This window comes from Limnobacter alexandrii (assembly GCF_005871185.1).
Classification (GTDB): Bacteria; Pseudomonadota; Gammaproteobacteria; order Burkholderiales; family Burkholderiaceae_B; genus Limnobacter; species Limnobacter alexandrii.
Window position 1 is genome coordinate 361,012 of record NZ_SWKN01000008.1, and the last position, 14,144, is coordinate 375,155.

The 14,144-nt window shown below is 53.4% G+C and carries 10 protein-coding genes; 4 read left to right on the forward strand and 6 right to left on the reverse strand.

Translation table 11 applies throughout. The features are described 5' to 3' along the window. Window positions 1-12 precede the first annotated feature (12 nt). Window positions 13-1,155 carry an NO-inducible flavohemoprotein gene (hmpA, locus tag FCS97_RS11315; protein ID WP_138518527.1) on the reverse strand — a complete coding sequence of 381 codons (1,143 nt, stop codon included), beginning with the start codon at window positions 1,153-1,155 and terminating at the stop codon, window positions 13-15. 221 nt (window positions 1,156-1,376) lie between these two features. Here hmpA and norR point away from each other — a divergent pair, with 221 nt between their 5' ends. Next, complete coding sequence (norR, locus tag FCS97_RS11320; protein ID WP_246066269.1) at window positions 1,377-2,945, forward strand: nitric oxide reductase transcriptional regulator NorR; 1,569 nt, start codon at window positions 1,377-1,379, stop codon at window positions 2,943-2,945. Here norR and cphA read toward each other — a convergent pair. Both cphA and FCS97_RS11330 read right to left on the reverse strand, forming a co-directional pair. Beyond that, window positions 2,942-5,554 carry a cyanophycin synthetase gene (gene cphA, locus FCS97_RS11325; protein WP_138518528.1) on the reverse strand — a complete coding sequence of 871 codons (2,613 nt, stop codon included), beginning with the start codon at window positions 5,552-5,554 and terminating at the stop codon, window positions 2,942-2,944. The genes norR and cphA overlap by 4 nt on opposite strands. A 35-nt stretch (window positions 5,555-5,589) precedes the next feature. Continuing rightward, a complete protein-coding gene (locus tag FCS97_RS11330) occupies window positions 5,590-7,782 on the reverse strand; it encodes a cyanophycin synthetase family protein (RefSeq protein WP_246066271.1) in 2,193 nt (730 codons plus the stop codon). 168 nt (window positions 7,783-7,950) lie between these two features. Between FCS97_RS11330 and FCS97_RS11335 the strand changes: the two genes are divergently transcribed. Together FCS97_RS11335 and FCS97_RS11340 are read left to right on the forward strand one after the other, a co-directional pair. Further along, on the forward strand, window positions 7,951-10,074 hold the full coding sequence (locus tag FCS97_RS11335) for a cyanophycin metabolism-associated ABC transporter (protein ID WP_138518625.1): 2,124 nt from the start codon (window positions 7,951-7,953) through the stop codon (window positions 10,072-10,074). Beyond that, window positions 10,067-10,534 (forward strand): cyanophycin metabolism-associated DUF1854 family protein, encoded by a 468-nt coding sequence (locus FCS97_RS11340; RefSeq protein ID WP_138518529.1) that lies wholly within the window; start codon window positions 10,067-10,069, stop codon window positions 10,532-10,534. The genes FCS97_RS11335 and FCS97_RS11340 overlap by 8 nt, the downstream gene beginning before the upstream one ends. 117 nt (window positions 10,535-10,651) lie before the next feature. Here the strand turns inward: FCS97_RS11340 and flhC are convergent, their stop codons facing one another. Both flhC and flhD read right to left on the reverse strand, forming a co-directional pair. After that, window positions 10,652-11,218 (reverse strand): flagellar transcriptional regulator FlhC, encoded by a 567-nt coding sequence (gene flhC / locus FCS97_RS11345; RefSeq protein WP_138518530.1) that lies wholly within the window; start codon window positions 11,216-11,218, stop codon window positions 10,652-10,654. A gap of 53 nt (window positions 11,219-11,271) precedes the next feature. Next, the gene (gene flhD, locus FCS97_RS11350) at window positions 11,272-11,589 is read right to left on the reverse strand and encodes a flagellar transcriptional regulator FlhD (protein ID WP_201301475.1); all 318 of its coding nucleotides are present in this window, start codon (window positions 11,587-11,589) and stop codon (window positions 11,272-11,274) included. 194 nt (window positions 11,590-11,783) lie between these two features. On the opposite strand from flhD, the gene FCS97_RS11355 reads away from it, so the two are divergent. Continuing rightward, window positions 11,784-12,662, forward strand: coding sequence for an alpha/beta fold hydrolase (locus FCS97_RS11355; RefSeq protein WP_138518532.1), 879 nt, complete (start codon window positions 11,784-11,786; stop codon window positions 12,660-12,662). Here the strand turns inward: FCS97_RS11355 and FCS97_RS11360 are convergent. Next, complete coding sequence (locus tag FCS97_RS11360) at window positions 12,646-14,073, reverse strand: amidase (protein WP_138518533.1); 1,428 nt, start codon at window positions 14,071-14,073, stop codon at window positions 12,646-12,648. The two genes, FCS97_RS11355 and FCS97_RS11360, sit on opposite strands and share 17 nt — an antisense overlap. Window positions 14,074-14,144 lie beyond the last annotated feature (71 nt).

A 14,144-nucleotide genomic window follows, 5' to 3' on the forward strand; every position in this document is an offset into this window, starting at 1 on the left:
TGCTTGATGGCCTTAAATGGCTTGTGCCGGGCCAAAAAACTCGAAATGCTGGCGGTCTGCCGGAACGTCAAGTTTTTCGAGCATGTTTTTCACTGTGCCCATGAAACCAACCGGCCCCAGGAAGTAAACCTGTGCATTGTTGGGCAGGTTTTTCTCAATCGTTTGGGGTTTGATCAGGCCATGCTGATTTTCATAAACATATTCAGTGGTGATGTTGCTGTGCTGGGCGCTCAGTTGTTCCGTCAGGTTCTTGAATGAGTGCTGCGCGGCGTTTTTGCAGGCGTGAATGAAGCGCACCTCGCGCTGGCCCGCGGCTGCCTTCAGCATTGCAATGGCTGGGGTCAGCCCAACACCCGCAGTAATCAAGACCAAGGGGTCTTTGCTGTCATCGAGCACAAACTGACCACATGGCGGGCTTAGCTGCACGGTGTCGCCCACAGCCAATTGCTTGTGCAGGTGATTGGACACCACGCCGCCTTCTTCTCGCTTTACCGAGATGCGGTAGTGCTGCCCGTTGGGTGCGTCTGACAACGAGTAGTTACGCATGATGGTGGCGCCATTGATGTTCAGGTGCAGGGTGATGTATTGCCCTGGTTTGAAGGTCATGATCTCTTTTCCGTCAACGGGTTTCAGGTAAAAAGATGTGACCAGTTCGCTTTCTTGCTCTTTCGCGGCAATTGTGAAAGCACGTTGCCCCTCCCACCCTCCGGTGGACATGGCTTGTTTGGCATACAGCTTGGCTTCTGCATCAATCAACATATCGGCGAGCTGGCCGTAAGCGGCTGCCCAGGCGTCGATGATTTCAGGCGTGGCTGCGGCACCCAATACTTCTTGCATGGCCTGCAGCAGGCATTCGCCCACGATTGGATAGTGTTCTGCTTTTACACCCAGGGCCACGTGTTTGTTCACAATCAGGGTAACTGCGCTCATTAGCACGGCCGGGTTGTCGATGTGCCTGGCGTAGGCCAGCACGGCATTGGCCAGGGCTCGGGGTTGAGTGCCTTTTTGCTGGTGGGCAGGGTTGAAAAAAGTGGCTGTAACCGGGTATTTGCTGAACATCAGTTTGTAAAAGTGAGTGGTCAATGCCTCGCCGCCCTGTTCAAGTGCAGGAATGGTTGCCTTGATCCACTGTTTTTGTTCGGTGCTGACTGACATGGTGATTTCCTTTTTGCCGGATTGTAAATTGACTCATACTTTTCAATGACAAACACTATCAAGATGCGTGCCAGGTCTAATTAATTCTGTAATTGATTGATAAATATAGTTAATGTGAAATATTGGTTTTGTTAAATATTTCAAAAAGTTGTGTAAATGACATATTTTCTATATTGTTAATATCACAGCAATTGTTTAAATGACAACAAGGATTGAAAGCCATGGAAATGTCCAGTTTTGTGTTGGCGGTGATTGAAGACCTTGGCGCCGACCTGGATCCACCTACCCGCTACATGCGCTATGTCAATTCTTTGGCTGCTGCATTGCCTGGCAATGCATGTGCTTTGCTTAAAAAGGAAGGCTCGGCTTTAAAGCCGTTGGCTGTTCGGGGTTTGACGCCAGACAGCCTGGGGCGCCGCTTTGAATTGAACGAGCACCCCCGCTTGAATGCGATTGTGACTTATCGCGGTGTTACCCACTTTCCGACCAAATCAACCTTGCCCGATCCTTACGATGGTTTGCTGGAAGGCGTACATGCTGGTGATTTGAATGTGCACGATTGCATGGGTTGCGCCTTGCATGTGAACGGCAAATTGTGGGGTGCCATTACGCTTGATTCGCTCAAGGCTGGCGTGTTTGATGTGAAAGTTGAACGTGCCATGGCCATGTTTGCCCGCTTGGGTGAGGCTGTGGTGCATGTGGCTGAACTGACCGAGCGCAATGCAAGTGCCTTGGCGCTGGGCTACAACAGCGATGGCAATGGTTTGAACGCACTGGAAGGGGTTCAGTTGTCGCGCCGGGAGATGGTTGGGGACAGCAAACCGATCCGCGAATTGAAACATGAAATTTTGACAGTGGCCAGCAGCCAACTGGCGGTGCTGATTCACGGTGAAACTGGCGTGGGCAAAGAATTGGTGGCGCAGGCATTGCACGCCATGTCCAACCGGGCCAGCCTGCCTTTGGTGGTTATTAACTGCGCCGCATTGCCCGACCAATTGATTGAAAGCGAGTTGTTTGGTCATGTCAAAGGTGCGTTTTCCGGGGCAGAGCGTGATCGGCAAGGCAAGTTTGAATTGGCCAATGGCGGTACTTTGTTTCTTGACGAAGTGGGGGAGCTAAGCGCGTCTGCCCAGGCCAAGTTGCTGCGTGTATTGCAAAGCGGGCAGGTGCAGCGTGTGGGCAGCGACAGGGAGCACCGGGTGGATGTGCGCATTGTGGCAGCCAGCAATCGCGATTTGTCTGCCGAGGTGAAAGCAGGGCGGTTCAGGGCTGATTTGTATCACCGTTTGTGTGCCTACCCATTGCACATTCCGCCTTTGCGTGACCGGGGCGACGATGTGGTGTTGTTGGCCGGCTATTTTCTGGAGCAGAACCGCAGCCGTTTGGGCTTGCGAAATCTTCGTTTGGGGCGGGGGTGCGAGGCTGCTCTGAAGCGCTACAGCTGGCCGGGCAATGTGCGCGAACTTGAACACACACTGGGGCGAGCCGCCTTGAAGGCACGCAGGGACGAGCCTGGCCCCATGGTCACTGTCGAGCTTGAACACCTGGACCTTGTGAGCGAGGCCGACCATGTGCATCCTTCACACACCAGAGGCCCAGCGACAATTCCTGATGCGGGAATTGTCACTCCAACCGAAGGCTTGCCCTACCGGGATGCGGTGGATACTTTTTCGAGAAACCTGATACAGCAGGTGCTGGCGCACACCGGTGGAAATCAAGCCGCTGCCGCAAGGCAGCTGGGGCTCGATTCCGGCAACTTTCACCGCATGGTCAAGCGGCTTGGTCTTTAAGCAGACGCCCGCGCAGGTTCACCAGTGGTGTTTTTCTGCAAATATTGCAAGGCTTCATTGACCTGGTCGATCAATACCAGCACCAAGTGGTCCGGGCCAGTTTCATCCAATGCCATTTGAATGGCCTTGAATTCACCGCGCACCTCTACAACAGACGGCTTTTTGTCGCTTGTGGCAAGTGCGATGCCTTGTTGCAGCAAGGCCAGTGTTTCACCATCGGGGCGACCACGTTGGCAGGCGTCTTCGTACAAAATAATGTGATCGAAAAAGCCGCCCACCAATCGACCCTGTTCGATGATGTCTTGGTCACGTCGATCGCCCGCAGCACTGATCACCACAGTGCGTTTAATCGCAGGAATGTTTTTCAGGGTGTTCACCAGCGTCGATACAGCATCTGGATTGTGGCCGTAATCGGCAATCACCGAGCCGCCTTTGTGCTTGAAAAAGTTAAAGCGGCCAGGCACCGTGTCGGGCGTTGACTGGAAACTGCCCAACGCCGCACGAATGGTGTTAAACGGCACGTTCAGGCCCAATGCGGCTGCCATTGCACACATCACGTTTTGCACCTGGAAGGTGAACAAACCGTTGTTGGTCAGCGGCACATCCATCAAGTCGATGGTTTTTTCCATGTCGTCATAACTGATGTTGATCACACGGCCGTCATGAATAATCACAGGGCGGCCTTTGGCTTTGTGTGCAGCCACAATCGGGTTGTCCGGGTTGCTGGTGAAAAACAGCACACGGCCCGGTGTCAGCTTGGCCATGTTGGCGGCATGCCGGTCATCCGCATTCAAAACCGCCAGGCCATTGGGTGCTACGTTTTGTACCAGCACGCTTTTCAGCAAGGCCAGGTCTTCCACACTGTCGATGAAGTTCAGGCCCAAGTGGTCGCCTTCGCCGATGTTGGTCACAATGCCCACATCGCACATGTCAAAACCCAAACCCTCACGCAACATGCCACCACGTGCGCATTCAAGCACGGCGGCGTCTGCCTCGGGGTGAACCAGCACTTTGTGGGCGCTTTTCGGACCACTGCAGTCGCCAGTGTCGATCAGGTGCCCGTTCACCACCACGCCTTCAGTGCCGGTAAAACCAACGCGCAAATTGTGGTAACGCAAAATTTGTTCAATCAGGCGCACGGTGGTGGTTTTACCGTTGGTGCCTGTGACTGCAACCACTGGAATGCGGCCGTTTTCGTCTTTCTTGAACATGAGGTCGATCACGGCTGCGCCCACGTCGCGCCCCTTGCCAATCGACGGCTCAAGGTGCATGCGCAAGCCCGGTGCTGCATTCAATTCAACAATGCCGCCACCTTGGGCTTCAAGGGATTCGTCCACGCGTTCACACACCACATCGACACCACACACTTCAATGCCGATTTGCTGGGCGGCTTGAATCACCATTTCTGCCATGGCGGGGTGAACGTTGTCGGTAACGTCGGTGGCGCTGCCGCCTGTGCTCAGATTTGCATTGTTGCGAAGCACTACCCGCACACCTTGCTCGGGCACTGATTCCGCCGTGAAGCCCTGTTTCTTGATTCGGGCAATTGCAATTTCGTCCAGGCGAAGCTTGCTCAGGGCACTGCCATGGCCCTCGCCCCGCAAAGGGTTGCGGTTTTCAATCTCGACCAGTTCTGAGATGGTGTGTGTTCCGTCGCCAACCACGGAAGGCGGTTCGCGACGCGCTGCGGCCACCAGTTTGTCACCCACCACCAGGAAGCGATAGTCGTGGCCAGGAATGAATTCTTCAACAATGGGTACACCGCTGCCATATTTCTTGGCAGCATCAAACGCAACACGCAAGTGTTCTTCATCCACGATGTTGACAGTAACCCCTTTGCCTTGGTTGCCGTCGCTGGGCTTGATCACCACTCCTTTTTTGGTGGTTTGGGTCAGTTCGCGAAACGCCTCTAGCGCTTCTTCAAAGGTTTTGACCAGTTTGCCGCGGGGAGTAGGAATTCCAGCGGCTGACAAAATGGTTTTGGTCAGGTCTTTGTCTTGGGCTATTTCCTCGGAAATGGCGCAGGTGGTGTCGGTTTCTGCGGCTTGGATTCTTCGTGCTTTCGATCCCCAGCCCAATTGAACCAGGCTGCCCTGAGTCAGGCGGCGAATGGGAATGCCGCGGCGCAATGCTGCGTTCACAATAGAACCTGTACTGGGCCCCAGCTTGCAGTCTTCATAAATTTCTTTCAGGCGTTCAACGGCCGCATTTGCATCAAAGTCTTGCCCAGCCAGTGCAGCCAGAATAAGTTGGTGCGCTTCTTCGAAAGCTGCACGCGCCAGGTCTTCTTCCTCGTACTGCACCACAACCCGGAAATACCCGGTGGTGATGTTGTCGGCCACATGGGCGAAGGTGACCTGCGAGCCAGCTTCAACCTGAAAGCGCAGGGCGGTGCGGCCCAAAATATGCGCGAGGGCAATGTTGTTTTGCTCGAAGCCGGTGGCCCGCAGCGAACCAATGCCTGGCAGGGCGCTGCGAACGCGCATTTCAATGTTGGCAAAGCGGTCGTAGAGGCGTTCATTTTCTTCACAAAACACCAAGGCTTCCATGCTGGTGTTTTTGCTCCACAAATTGGGGCCGCGCAAGGCGCGAATGCGTTCAATTTTCATAATTCATCAACCTGTTGTGTGCGTCAGCATGGGGTTCAGTAGCGCTGCCGAAGATCGGCGCGCAGCAGGTGGTGTGGCACATCCATGGCCCAGCCAGCCGCTGCCAAGGCCAGTGTCTTTGTCAGGTTTACCGGGGGCTGTTTCAGCGGTATGGGGCTGCGTTGTTCAGATTCAGCTCGATTGCCCATGAAATGAATGTTCTCACCCTGATAAATCACGGCCATTCCACCGTTTTTCAAATGCTCATTCACAATTGGATTGTCGGCGGTGCTGCTGATCCAGATTACTTTGCCATCACAAAGGTCTTTCAAGGGCAGCAGGCTGACTTCGTCTGCATTCACAACGGCATGGCCGCTGCCCAGCACCAGGTCAACCACCGTGCGCATCACATTGAAATGTTGCTCTTTGGTGAGAATGTCCCATTCGTCCAGCCCGTCCATGCTGCCCAGGCTGGTAATTACCGCCAGGCTTGAGCGGTCGAAAGGCAAGCCTTCGGACAAGATGGTACTGGCCTTGACCTGCATCACCAAGGTGTCGAGGTTTTTGTTGATCAGGCAGTTGCGGCCCGATTGCCAGTTGGCCGAGGGCGTTTTGTTAATAGTGCGGCCATTCATGACCAAGCCCTGATCGCTGGCCAAACCAACCCGGTGGCCCTGGTCTTCCAGAATTTCAGTGAGTTCCGGGCCGAAACCATCTATTTCATCGCCGCCCGAGTAAGAAATGGTGGGGATTCGGCCATTCGCATCGCCGGGAAACAGCGACTCGATGATCGGTTTGCCCACATTGCGTGGTTGCCCCTTGGCAGGTTTGATGTGCATGATCAAGCCTGGCCCAGCGTTGACTTCAACCACTGCCAGCGATTGCGCTTTCGGCGATTGGTCAATGTGCTCACACACCAGGTCGATGCCCGCAACGTCCAGCCCTACCACACGTGCAGCCATACAGCACAAGCGCGCAATTTCAGGATGAATCAAGTCGGTGACATCTTCCGAGGCATTGCTGTTTCGTTCAATCAGCACTTTCAAGCCGTCGTCAATTACTGAGGAGGCTGTGTATCCCTGGCGTTGTACTTCCAGAAATACAGCGGGGTTTTTCTCAATATTGACAGGGCGCAGGGGGAAAATTTCTGATTCGCCACGGCGCGGATCAATATTGATTTGTTGATTGCAAAGTTCCTGCAAGGTTGATTTTCCGTCACCGACCACATGAACCAATTCGCCACGAGACACCGCTGCCACCTGGTAATTCACCACCAACACGCGATGCTCAGTACCTCGAATGAATTTTTCAACAATCACACCTGAATAGCTTTCTTTGTCTGCCAGTGGCCATGCGGTTTTTACGTCTTCTTCTTTGGTCAACTCAAGTGAAACGCCGCGTCCCCAGTTGCCGTCGACCGGCTTTACAACCACGGGCACGCCGATGTCTTGCGCAATTTCCCAAGCGTGCTCCGGGCTCTTGGCGATTTCGCCTTCGGGAACCGGCACGCCACATTGGGCCAGCAATTCCTTGCACAGGTCTTTGTCGGCAGCGATACCTTCGGCAATGGCTGAGGTTCTCGATGTTTCAGCAGTCCAGATTCGCTGTTGCATGTTGCCGTGCCCCAGTTGAACCAGGTTGCCGTCGTTCAGCCTTACGATAGGAATGCGGCGTTCGTAAGCCGCATCCAAAATGTGTTGAGTGCTTGGGCCCAAGCCATGCATGTCGCAGTGATGCTTGATCACTTTGAGTTCGGCTTGCAGGTCGTAATCCGTTCCTTCGATCGCTGCATGCAACAGGCGTGCACCAGCTTCCAGGCACGCCATACCCACCACAGGGTCGGGTGTGCGAAACACCATTTTGTAAACGCCTTCTTTGCTGGTCATTCGGGCCTTGCCGAATCCCACTTCAAGCCCGGCTTGCGTGTGAAGTTCAATCACAATGTGTTCAAGCATGTGGGCCGCGTAAGTGCCTTCACGCACCCGCAAGAGGAAGCCGCCCGGCTCACCAATTCCGCAGCGGTGGTCAACCAAACCGGGGAGTAAAGCCGTTAATCGCTCGTAAAAACCCGGCAACAGGTTAGAAGGAAATTGTTCCAGTTCCTGTATGTCAACCAACGCTTCAATGCAACTTCGATAGGTCCAGATATTGGGGCCGTCAAGCCACATGGTTCGGAGTATTACAAGGCGTTTTTGCGTCATAAGCTGTGTGTCGGCGGGTTTGTTTTCGAGGATTGGATTTTCGATCAATGTTAACTCCGTGTCGCTGGAAATAGTGGTGTAACATCAGCGAATTCGCGAACTGAGGGGGTAATCTCATTGAAAATCGTTGGATTTTCACCGTCTGAAAACGAGGTACAACGCCTTTCAGAGGTTTGGGCCGCAAATTCACCAACCCGAGCGGTGTTTGTGGCTGACATGAATACTCGGCGTGAGTTTTCTCGCAGCCTTGTAGCCTTTAACGCCTATGAATTAATTGTGGTAGACAAGGAATTGCAGGTGCCTGTTTTTAAAGCACCTTTCTCAAGCATTGAGAACATTTCCATGTCCGATCATTCCGGTCTTTCTACGGTCTTGATTCAGGTCGATTCCGGGCAGGTATTTCGCTTCTACGCAAGCTTCAGTTTGCACCGTGCACTCGAAGAATTTGTCGAATTGCTGGAAACCGCTGTGCGTGAATTTGAGCAGGGCACTGCTCACACTGCGCAAATTCAGCATCCGGTGCCGCGCTTGCTGGCCGATGAAGATCTGGAGGACAATGGTTTTGAAGAACCCGTGTCTTCTCGCGCTTTGCTTCGTTTGTGGCGTTTTGCGCATCCGTATCGCTGGCGTTTGTTTGCCGGGCTGATTCTTACTTTGCTGTCGACCGCTGCAACCTTGGTGGCGCCTTACCTGTCCATGCCACTCATGGACGAGGTGCTGATTCCATTTCAGAACGGCCAGCCCATGAACACCGAACTCGCAACCTTTTATCTAGGCGGGTTGTTGATTTCCGCCGTGGTGGCGGCTGGCCTGAGTTGGGCTAGAACCTACTTGCTGGCTTTGGTTTCCGAGCGAATTGGCTCGGATTTGAGAACCACCACCTTTAATCACTTGATGAGTTTGTCACTTGACTATTTCAGCGCGAAACGCACGGGCGATTTGATTGCGCGTGTCAGCGCTGAAACCGATCGAATCAATTTGTTCCTCTCCCTGCATGCACTCGATTTCATCACCGATGTGATCATGATTTTGATGACAGCGATCATTCTGATGAATATCGATTTTGAGCTGGCCTTGCTCACCTTGCTGCCATTGCCAATCATCGCCTGGATGATTCACCTGGTTCGCGAGAAGCTGCGCACGGGGTTTGAGAAAGTCGACCGGGTGTGGGGTGAGGTGACCAATATTCTGACCGACACCATCCCCGGTATTCGTGTGGTGAAAGCCTTTGCACAGGAACGCAGAGAGTCGGATCGCTTTCTGAAAGCCAACACCCGCAACCTGGAAGTGAACGACCGCATCAACAAAACATGGTCCCTGTTTGCGCCCACAGTCAGTTTGCTGACTGAACTTGGCATTCTCGTAATTTGGGCTTCAGGCATCTGGATGATCATGAACAACGACATCACGGTGGGTGTGCTAACTGCTTTCCTGGCCTACATCGGTCGCTTTTACACGCGCCTGGATTCCATGAGCCGGATTGTGTCTGTAACCCAAAAAGCAGCGGCTGGCTCCAAGCGCATTTTCGACATTCTCGATTACAAGTCGTCTGTGCCCGAAGCTGTGAATCCGGTGAAAATCGACCAGTTGAAAGGCGAGCTTGAACTTCGCAATGTGTCGTTCCGTTACGGAAGCCGGCAGGTACTTGATGGTGTGAACCTGAAAGTGAAGCAGGGTGAAATGGTCGGCTTGGTGGGTCACAGTGGTTCAGGCAAATCAACGTTGGTGAACTTGCTGTGCCGTTTCTACGATGTAAGCGATGGTGAAGTGCTGGCCGATGGCATCGATATTCGAAAGATTGAAATGGCCAGCTACCGCAGAAATATCGGCCTGGTGTTGCAAGAACCTTATTTGTTTTTTGGCACCATCGCCGAAAACATTGCCTATGGACGCCCCGACGCCACCCGAGAGGAAATTATTGCGGCTGCGCGGCTTGCACATGCCCACGAATTCATTCTGCGCCTTCAGCACGGTTACGACTCGCTGGTGGGCGAGCGTGGCCAGAGCTTGTCGGGCGGTGAACGTCAGCGAATTTCAATTGCACGCGCCTTGTTGATCGACCCGAAAATCCTGATTCTGGACGAAGCGACCAGTTCGGTCGATTCTCAAACCGAGAAAGAAATTCAGAAGGCTCTGGACAACTTGGTGAAGGGAAGAACCACCATTGCCATTGCGCACCGGCTTTCAACCTTGCGCAAAGCCGACCGAATTGTGGTGATGGACCGTGGCAAGGTGGTTGAAGAAGGGCCACACGATGAATTGCTGGCCGCGAAATCACATTTCTGGCACTTGCACCAGGCCCAGGAAAAATTGAAGCAGGAGCAAGCCCAATATGAGTGACTGGCGATTGCGTGAATCAACACAGGGCAAGTTGGCCTTGTACAAAGGTGAGGCACTGGTGGCGGACCATGTTATGCCAGTGCTTGCCTTTCCGTTTTCAGCACCCGATGAAAGCATTTCTATTGTGGATGAGTACAGCAAGGAGCTGGCTTGGCTGAACAGGCTTGATGAGTTGGATGCCGATTCTCAAGCTGTGGTGAAGGATTATTTGGCTGTGCGCGAATTCAGGCCCAAGGTGCTTCGTATTACCTCGGTGTCGACGTACTCCACGCCCAGCATCTGGACTCTTGAAACCGACAAAGGGCCCTGCAAGTTCGAGCTGCCCACTGATGAAAGTATTCGACGACTGGGTGGCAGCCGCTTGGTGCTAACCCATGCCAATGGCATGCAGTTCATCATCGAAGACCTCTTCGCGCTTGACGCCCGAAGCCGCCAAATTCTTGCCCGCTTCATGGCTTAAAAAAAACACCTGTGAGCAATCGCTGACAGGTGTTTGAATTGTCCTTGTACTACGGGACAGGGGAGAGAGACAAAAAACAAGCTACTGCTTGGTACAACGGCACTGCAATTCAATTCTTTAGGCAGTTTCCAGCATGCTTTCTTCGTTGAAGAAGCGGGTGGCTGCGTCCTGCTTGGTTTTTCCGGCCCGGGAAGGCATATTGCACAGGCCACATTCGTAGTTGTTCACCAAGTCGTAGGTGTGCACCACAAAGTTGCCCGAGCAGGTTTTACATGCAGTGGTGGTCAACATGCCGGCATCAAAAAACTTCACAAGGCGCCATGCGCGGGTTAGCGACAACACTTCAGGCAAACCCAAGGCGCTAATTTGCTCGCGATACAGCTTGTAAGCTTTCACCAGGCATTCACCGTCTTCAAGGTCGGTGTGCTTGATGCAAGTGGAGTAAAAATTCATGAACAGGGAGCAATGGATGTTTGGCTGCCAGGTCATGAACCAATCGGTAGAGAAGGGCAGCATGCCCTTGGGTGGCGATTTCTGCTTGATTTCTTTGTACAGGCGAATCAGGCGTTCACGCGACAGTTGGGTTTCGCTTTCCAGTACTTGCAAGCGTGCATCCAGCTTGATGAGGTCAGAAGCAAGTTTGATTTGGACAGCCTCAGCCATCAAGGATTTAATCTTTGACATATCGTTCTCCAGCGCACCCACAGGTGCATGAACCACGGTTGTTTTAAGTGCGCTTAAGCTGCAATTTGGGCACTGCGGCCAGCCATCAGGATGGCGGCGTGCATGCCCGAAATGGCGCGTTCTTTTCCGTGGTCGGAGAGCAGTTTCCACACGGCAGGGTCTTCGAACCGAATGCTGCACATGGGCACATTGTTTGCTGCGATGCGCAAAACCTGTGCGGTGGTCAGTTGGTCCAGCAGGTCTGCTGTGTTTTCATCGATGCCCAGGCGAATGATGGCCTCGGCTTTGTCTTCGTTGATGAGTTGTTTGGCCAGAAGCAGGTAAGATAAATTGGCTTCGCGAATTTGTTCCAGTAGTTCATTTGCTTTCATTTTGAACATCCTCCTATTCAAATCAAGCAATCTTTTTCAGAAGGTTTCGACGCTTCCCACAGACATCGATCCCAGTGAATGTATTGTTGATGAACCGCGAAAAAAACTAAGCCATCCAATTGCTGTAAGCGAGATCAGCGAGCAGCCATTGAGCATGTAAGAAGAAACCAGACAACGAGACAGGTGAAACAACAATGAGCAATGCGTTTATGAATTGGCTGTGCCGCAAATTGATCGATTCCAAATGCAAACAAATGGGCCTGGTCAAAAGCAGCATCAACACCGTAGACGGGCGCACCGTGTACTTCAAGGGTGGGCAAGGGCCCGACATGGTGTTGGTCCACGGCTTTGGTGCCAACAAGGAAAACTGGCTGGCACTGGCCCCGCGCTTGATGCGCCATTACACCGTGTGGATTCCCGACCTGATCGGCTTTGGTGAATCAGACAGGCCCAGCAATGCCCGCTTTAATATTGCCGAGCAGGCCGACCGGGTTGTGCGTTGGCTGGACGCAGTGGGTGTGAAGAATTTCCATGTGATGGGCAATTCCATGGGGGGCTATTTGGCGGGTGCTTTGGCGGCAAACTTTGAAAACCGGGTTCTCAGTGCGTGTTTGTTGAACCCCGCGGGTGTGAAGGGTACCGAACACACTGCCATAGGGCGGGCTTTTGCGGATGAAGGCAAAATTATTCTCGCGCCCACCAATTTTGAAGAATATGAAAAGGTAGTCGACCTTTGCTTCAACGGAAAAGCGCCGCCCATGCCCGGTTTCATGCGCAAATACTTTGGTCGCATGTCGATCAAGAACAAAGCTTTGCTTGATCGCGTGTTCATGGAATTCGTGAACCCGGATGCCAATGTGAGTTTGAACGACATGGTGCAGAAAACCACGGTGCCCATGATGGTGGTGTGGGGCGATTCAGACCAGTTGGTTCACCCCAGCGGCTTGGCTGTGCTGAAAGAGGCCAAACCCGAGATTGTGGATTTGATGCTTGAAAACACTGGCCACTGCCCCATGGTGGACAGGGCCTCGCTGGTGTACAAGGCTCACCTGGAATTCATGCCAGCATCTTGAATGGTTGGGCTTGCTCAATTTCCAGTGCAAGCTCAATCAACCGGAATTCATGGCCCATGGCTGCAGCGAAGTGCACGCCCACTGGAATGCCCTCAGTGGTGTGGTGCATGGGCAGGCTGATGGCTGGCGCGCCGGCCACGTTTTGTGCGGCGGTGAAGGATGCAAAGTTAAGCAGTCTTTCACGGGCCTGCTCAAAAGGCAGATCAAGTCCCAGGTAACCGAGCGGCGGTGCGGGCTGGCCCAGTGTGGGGCTCAGTAGTACATCAAGGTCGGTAAACGCAGTGGCATATTGGGCTTCAAACTGGTAAAGCCTGCGCAAGGCAAAGGGAAACTTCAGCAAATTGCGCGTGAAGTGTCTGGCCAAGCCGTGGGTGAGGGGCTCAAGCTTGCTTGTGTCCATTTGCCGGTCCACTGCCAATTTTCCAAGGTGTGAAATAGATGCAGCCAGCATGCCCCAGTACAACAAAAAATCATCGGCAAACTGGGCGCTAATCGGTACCTGAATTTCCTGCACCTCATGGCCCAGCTCTTCACACAAAGCAGCGGCTTTGTGCACGGCCTCGACGCAGGCGGCATCGGTTTCGTGGCCAGAAATTTTCTGCGTGAACATGCCAATTTTCAGGCGTTTGCGGCCCGGAGCTGTGATGTGCCCCAGTGGTGGCAAGGTGGGGTTTTTGTAGTGCTCTTCGGCCAAAGCGAAAAATGCGGCGGTGTCGCGGACGCTGCGCGATACGATCCCGTCGCTGACAATGTTGATCGGCAGGCTTTTGGCCATTTCATTCATGGCCAGTCGCCCACGGCTGGGTTTTAAACCCACCAAGCCGCAACAGGCCGCAGGAATGCGGATAGAGCCGCCACCATCATTGGCATGGGCAATGGGAACCACACCCGCAGCCACCAGGGCCGCTGAGCCGCCCGAGGAGCCACCCGTGCTGTGCCCGGTGTTCCAGGGATTGTGCGCGGGTTCCGCTTTGCTGTACTCCGTGGTGGCGGTTAAACCAAATTCAGGTAGTTTGGTTTTACCCAGCAGCACCACACCGGTGTCAATTATTTGCTGTGCCACCGCACTGGTGTGTTGCTTCGCCATGGCTGGCATGGCCGCGGAGCCATGCTGCGTGGGCAAACCTTGCAAATCCAGATTGTCTTTCAAAAATCCCGGTATGCCTTGAAATGCCCTGAAGTTGCCCACTTCATCGTAAAAACGCGCTTGGGCCAGTGCAGCTTCCTCTTGAAGGCACACCGTGGCATGAAGCGCCGGGTTGACCTGTTCAAGTCGTTGAAAGGCGGCTTGCACCAGTGCTGTTGCACTGGTGTCCCCGCGTTGAAGTTGTTCGGCCAGGGCCACTGCATCGTGATGACCCAAGGCATCGGCATGGTTAAATGCATGCACTTGTGAAAGCTTAATCGTCATTGTTGTTGGTCTTTGGTTGGCTGTCTCTGGCTTCAGTCTAAAATGAAAAATCTGCACAGTTCACCGGCTTT

What these genes read in the sequence shown, in the direction of transcription:
- hmpA (WP_138518527.1), bottom strand. Translation starts at nt 1,155, where the DNA reads ATGTCAGTCAGCACCGAACAAAAACAGTGGATCAAGGCAACCATTCCT.
- norR (WP_246066269.1), top strand. Translation starts at nt 1,377, where the DNA reads ATGGAAATGTCCAGTTTTGTGTTGGCGGTGATTGAAGACCTTGGCGCC.
- cphA (WP_138518528.1), bottom strand. Translation starts at nt 5,554, where the DNA reads ATGAAAATTGAACGCATTCGCGCCTTGCGCGGCCCCAATTTGTGGAGC.
- FCS97_RS11335 (WP_138518625.1), top strand. Translation starts at nt 7,951, where the DNA reads ATGAATACTCGGCGTGAGTTTTCTCGCAGCCTTGTAGCCTTTAACGCC.
- FCS97_RS11340 (WP_138518529.1), top strand. Translation starts at nt 10,067, where the DNA reads ATGAGTGACTGGCGATTGCGTGAATCAACACAGGGCAAGTTGGCCTTG.
- flhC (WP_138518530.1), bottom strand. Translation starts at nt 11,218, where the DNA reads ATGTCAAAGATTAAATCCTTGATGGCTGAGGCTGTCCAAATCAAACTT.
- flhD (WP_201301475.1), bottom strand. Translation starts at nt 11,589, where the DNA reads ATGAAAGCAAATGAACTACTGGAACAAATTCGCGAAGCCAATTTATCT.
- FCS97_RS11355 (WP_138518532.1), top strand. Translation starts at nt 11,784, where the DNA reads ATGAGCAATGCGTTTATGAATTGGCTGTGCCGCAAATTGATCGATTCC.
- FCS97_RS11360 (WP_138518533.1), bottom strand. Translation starts at nt 14,073, where the DNA reads ATGACGATTAAGCTTTCACAAGTGCATGCATTTAACCATGCCGATGCC.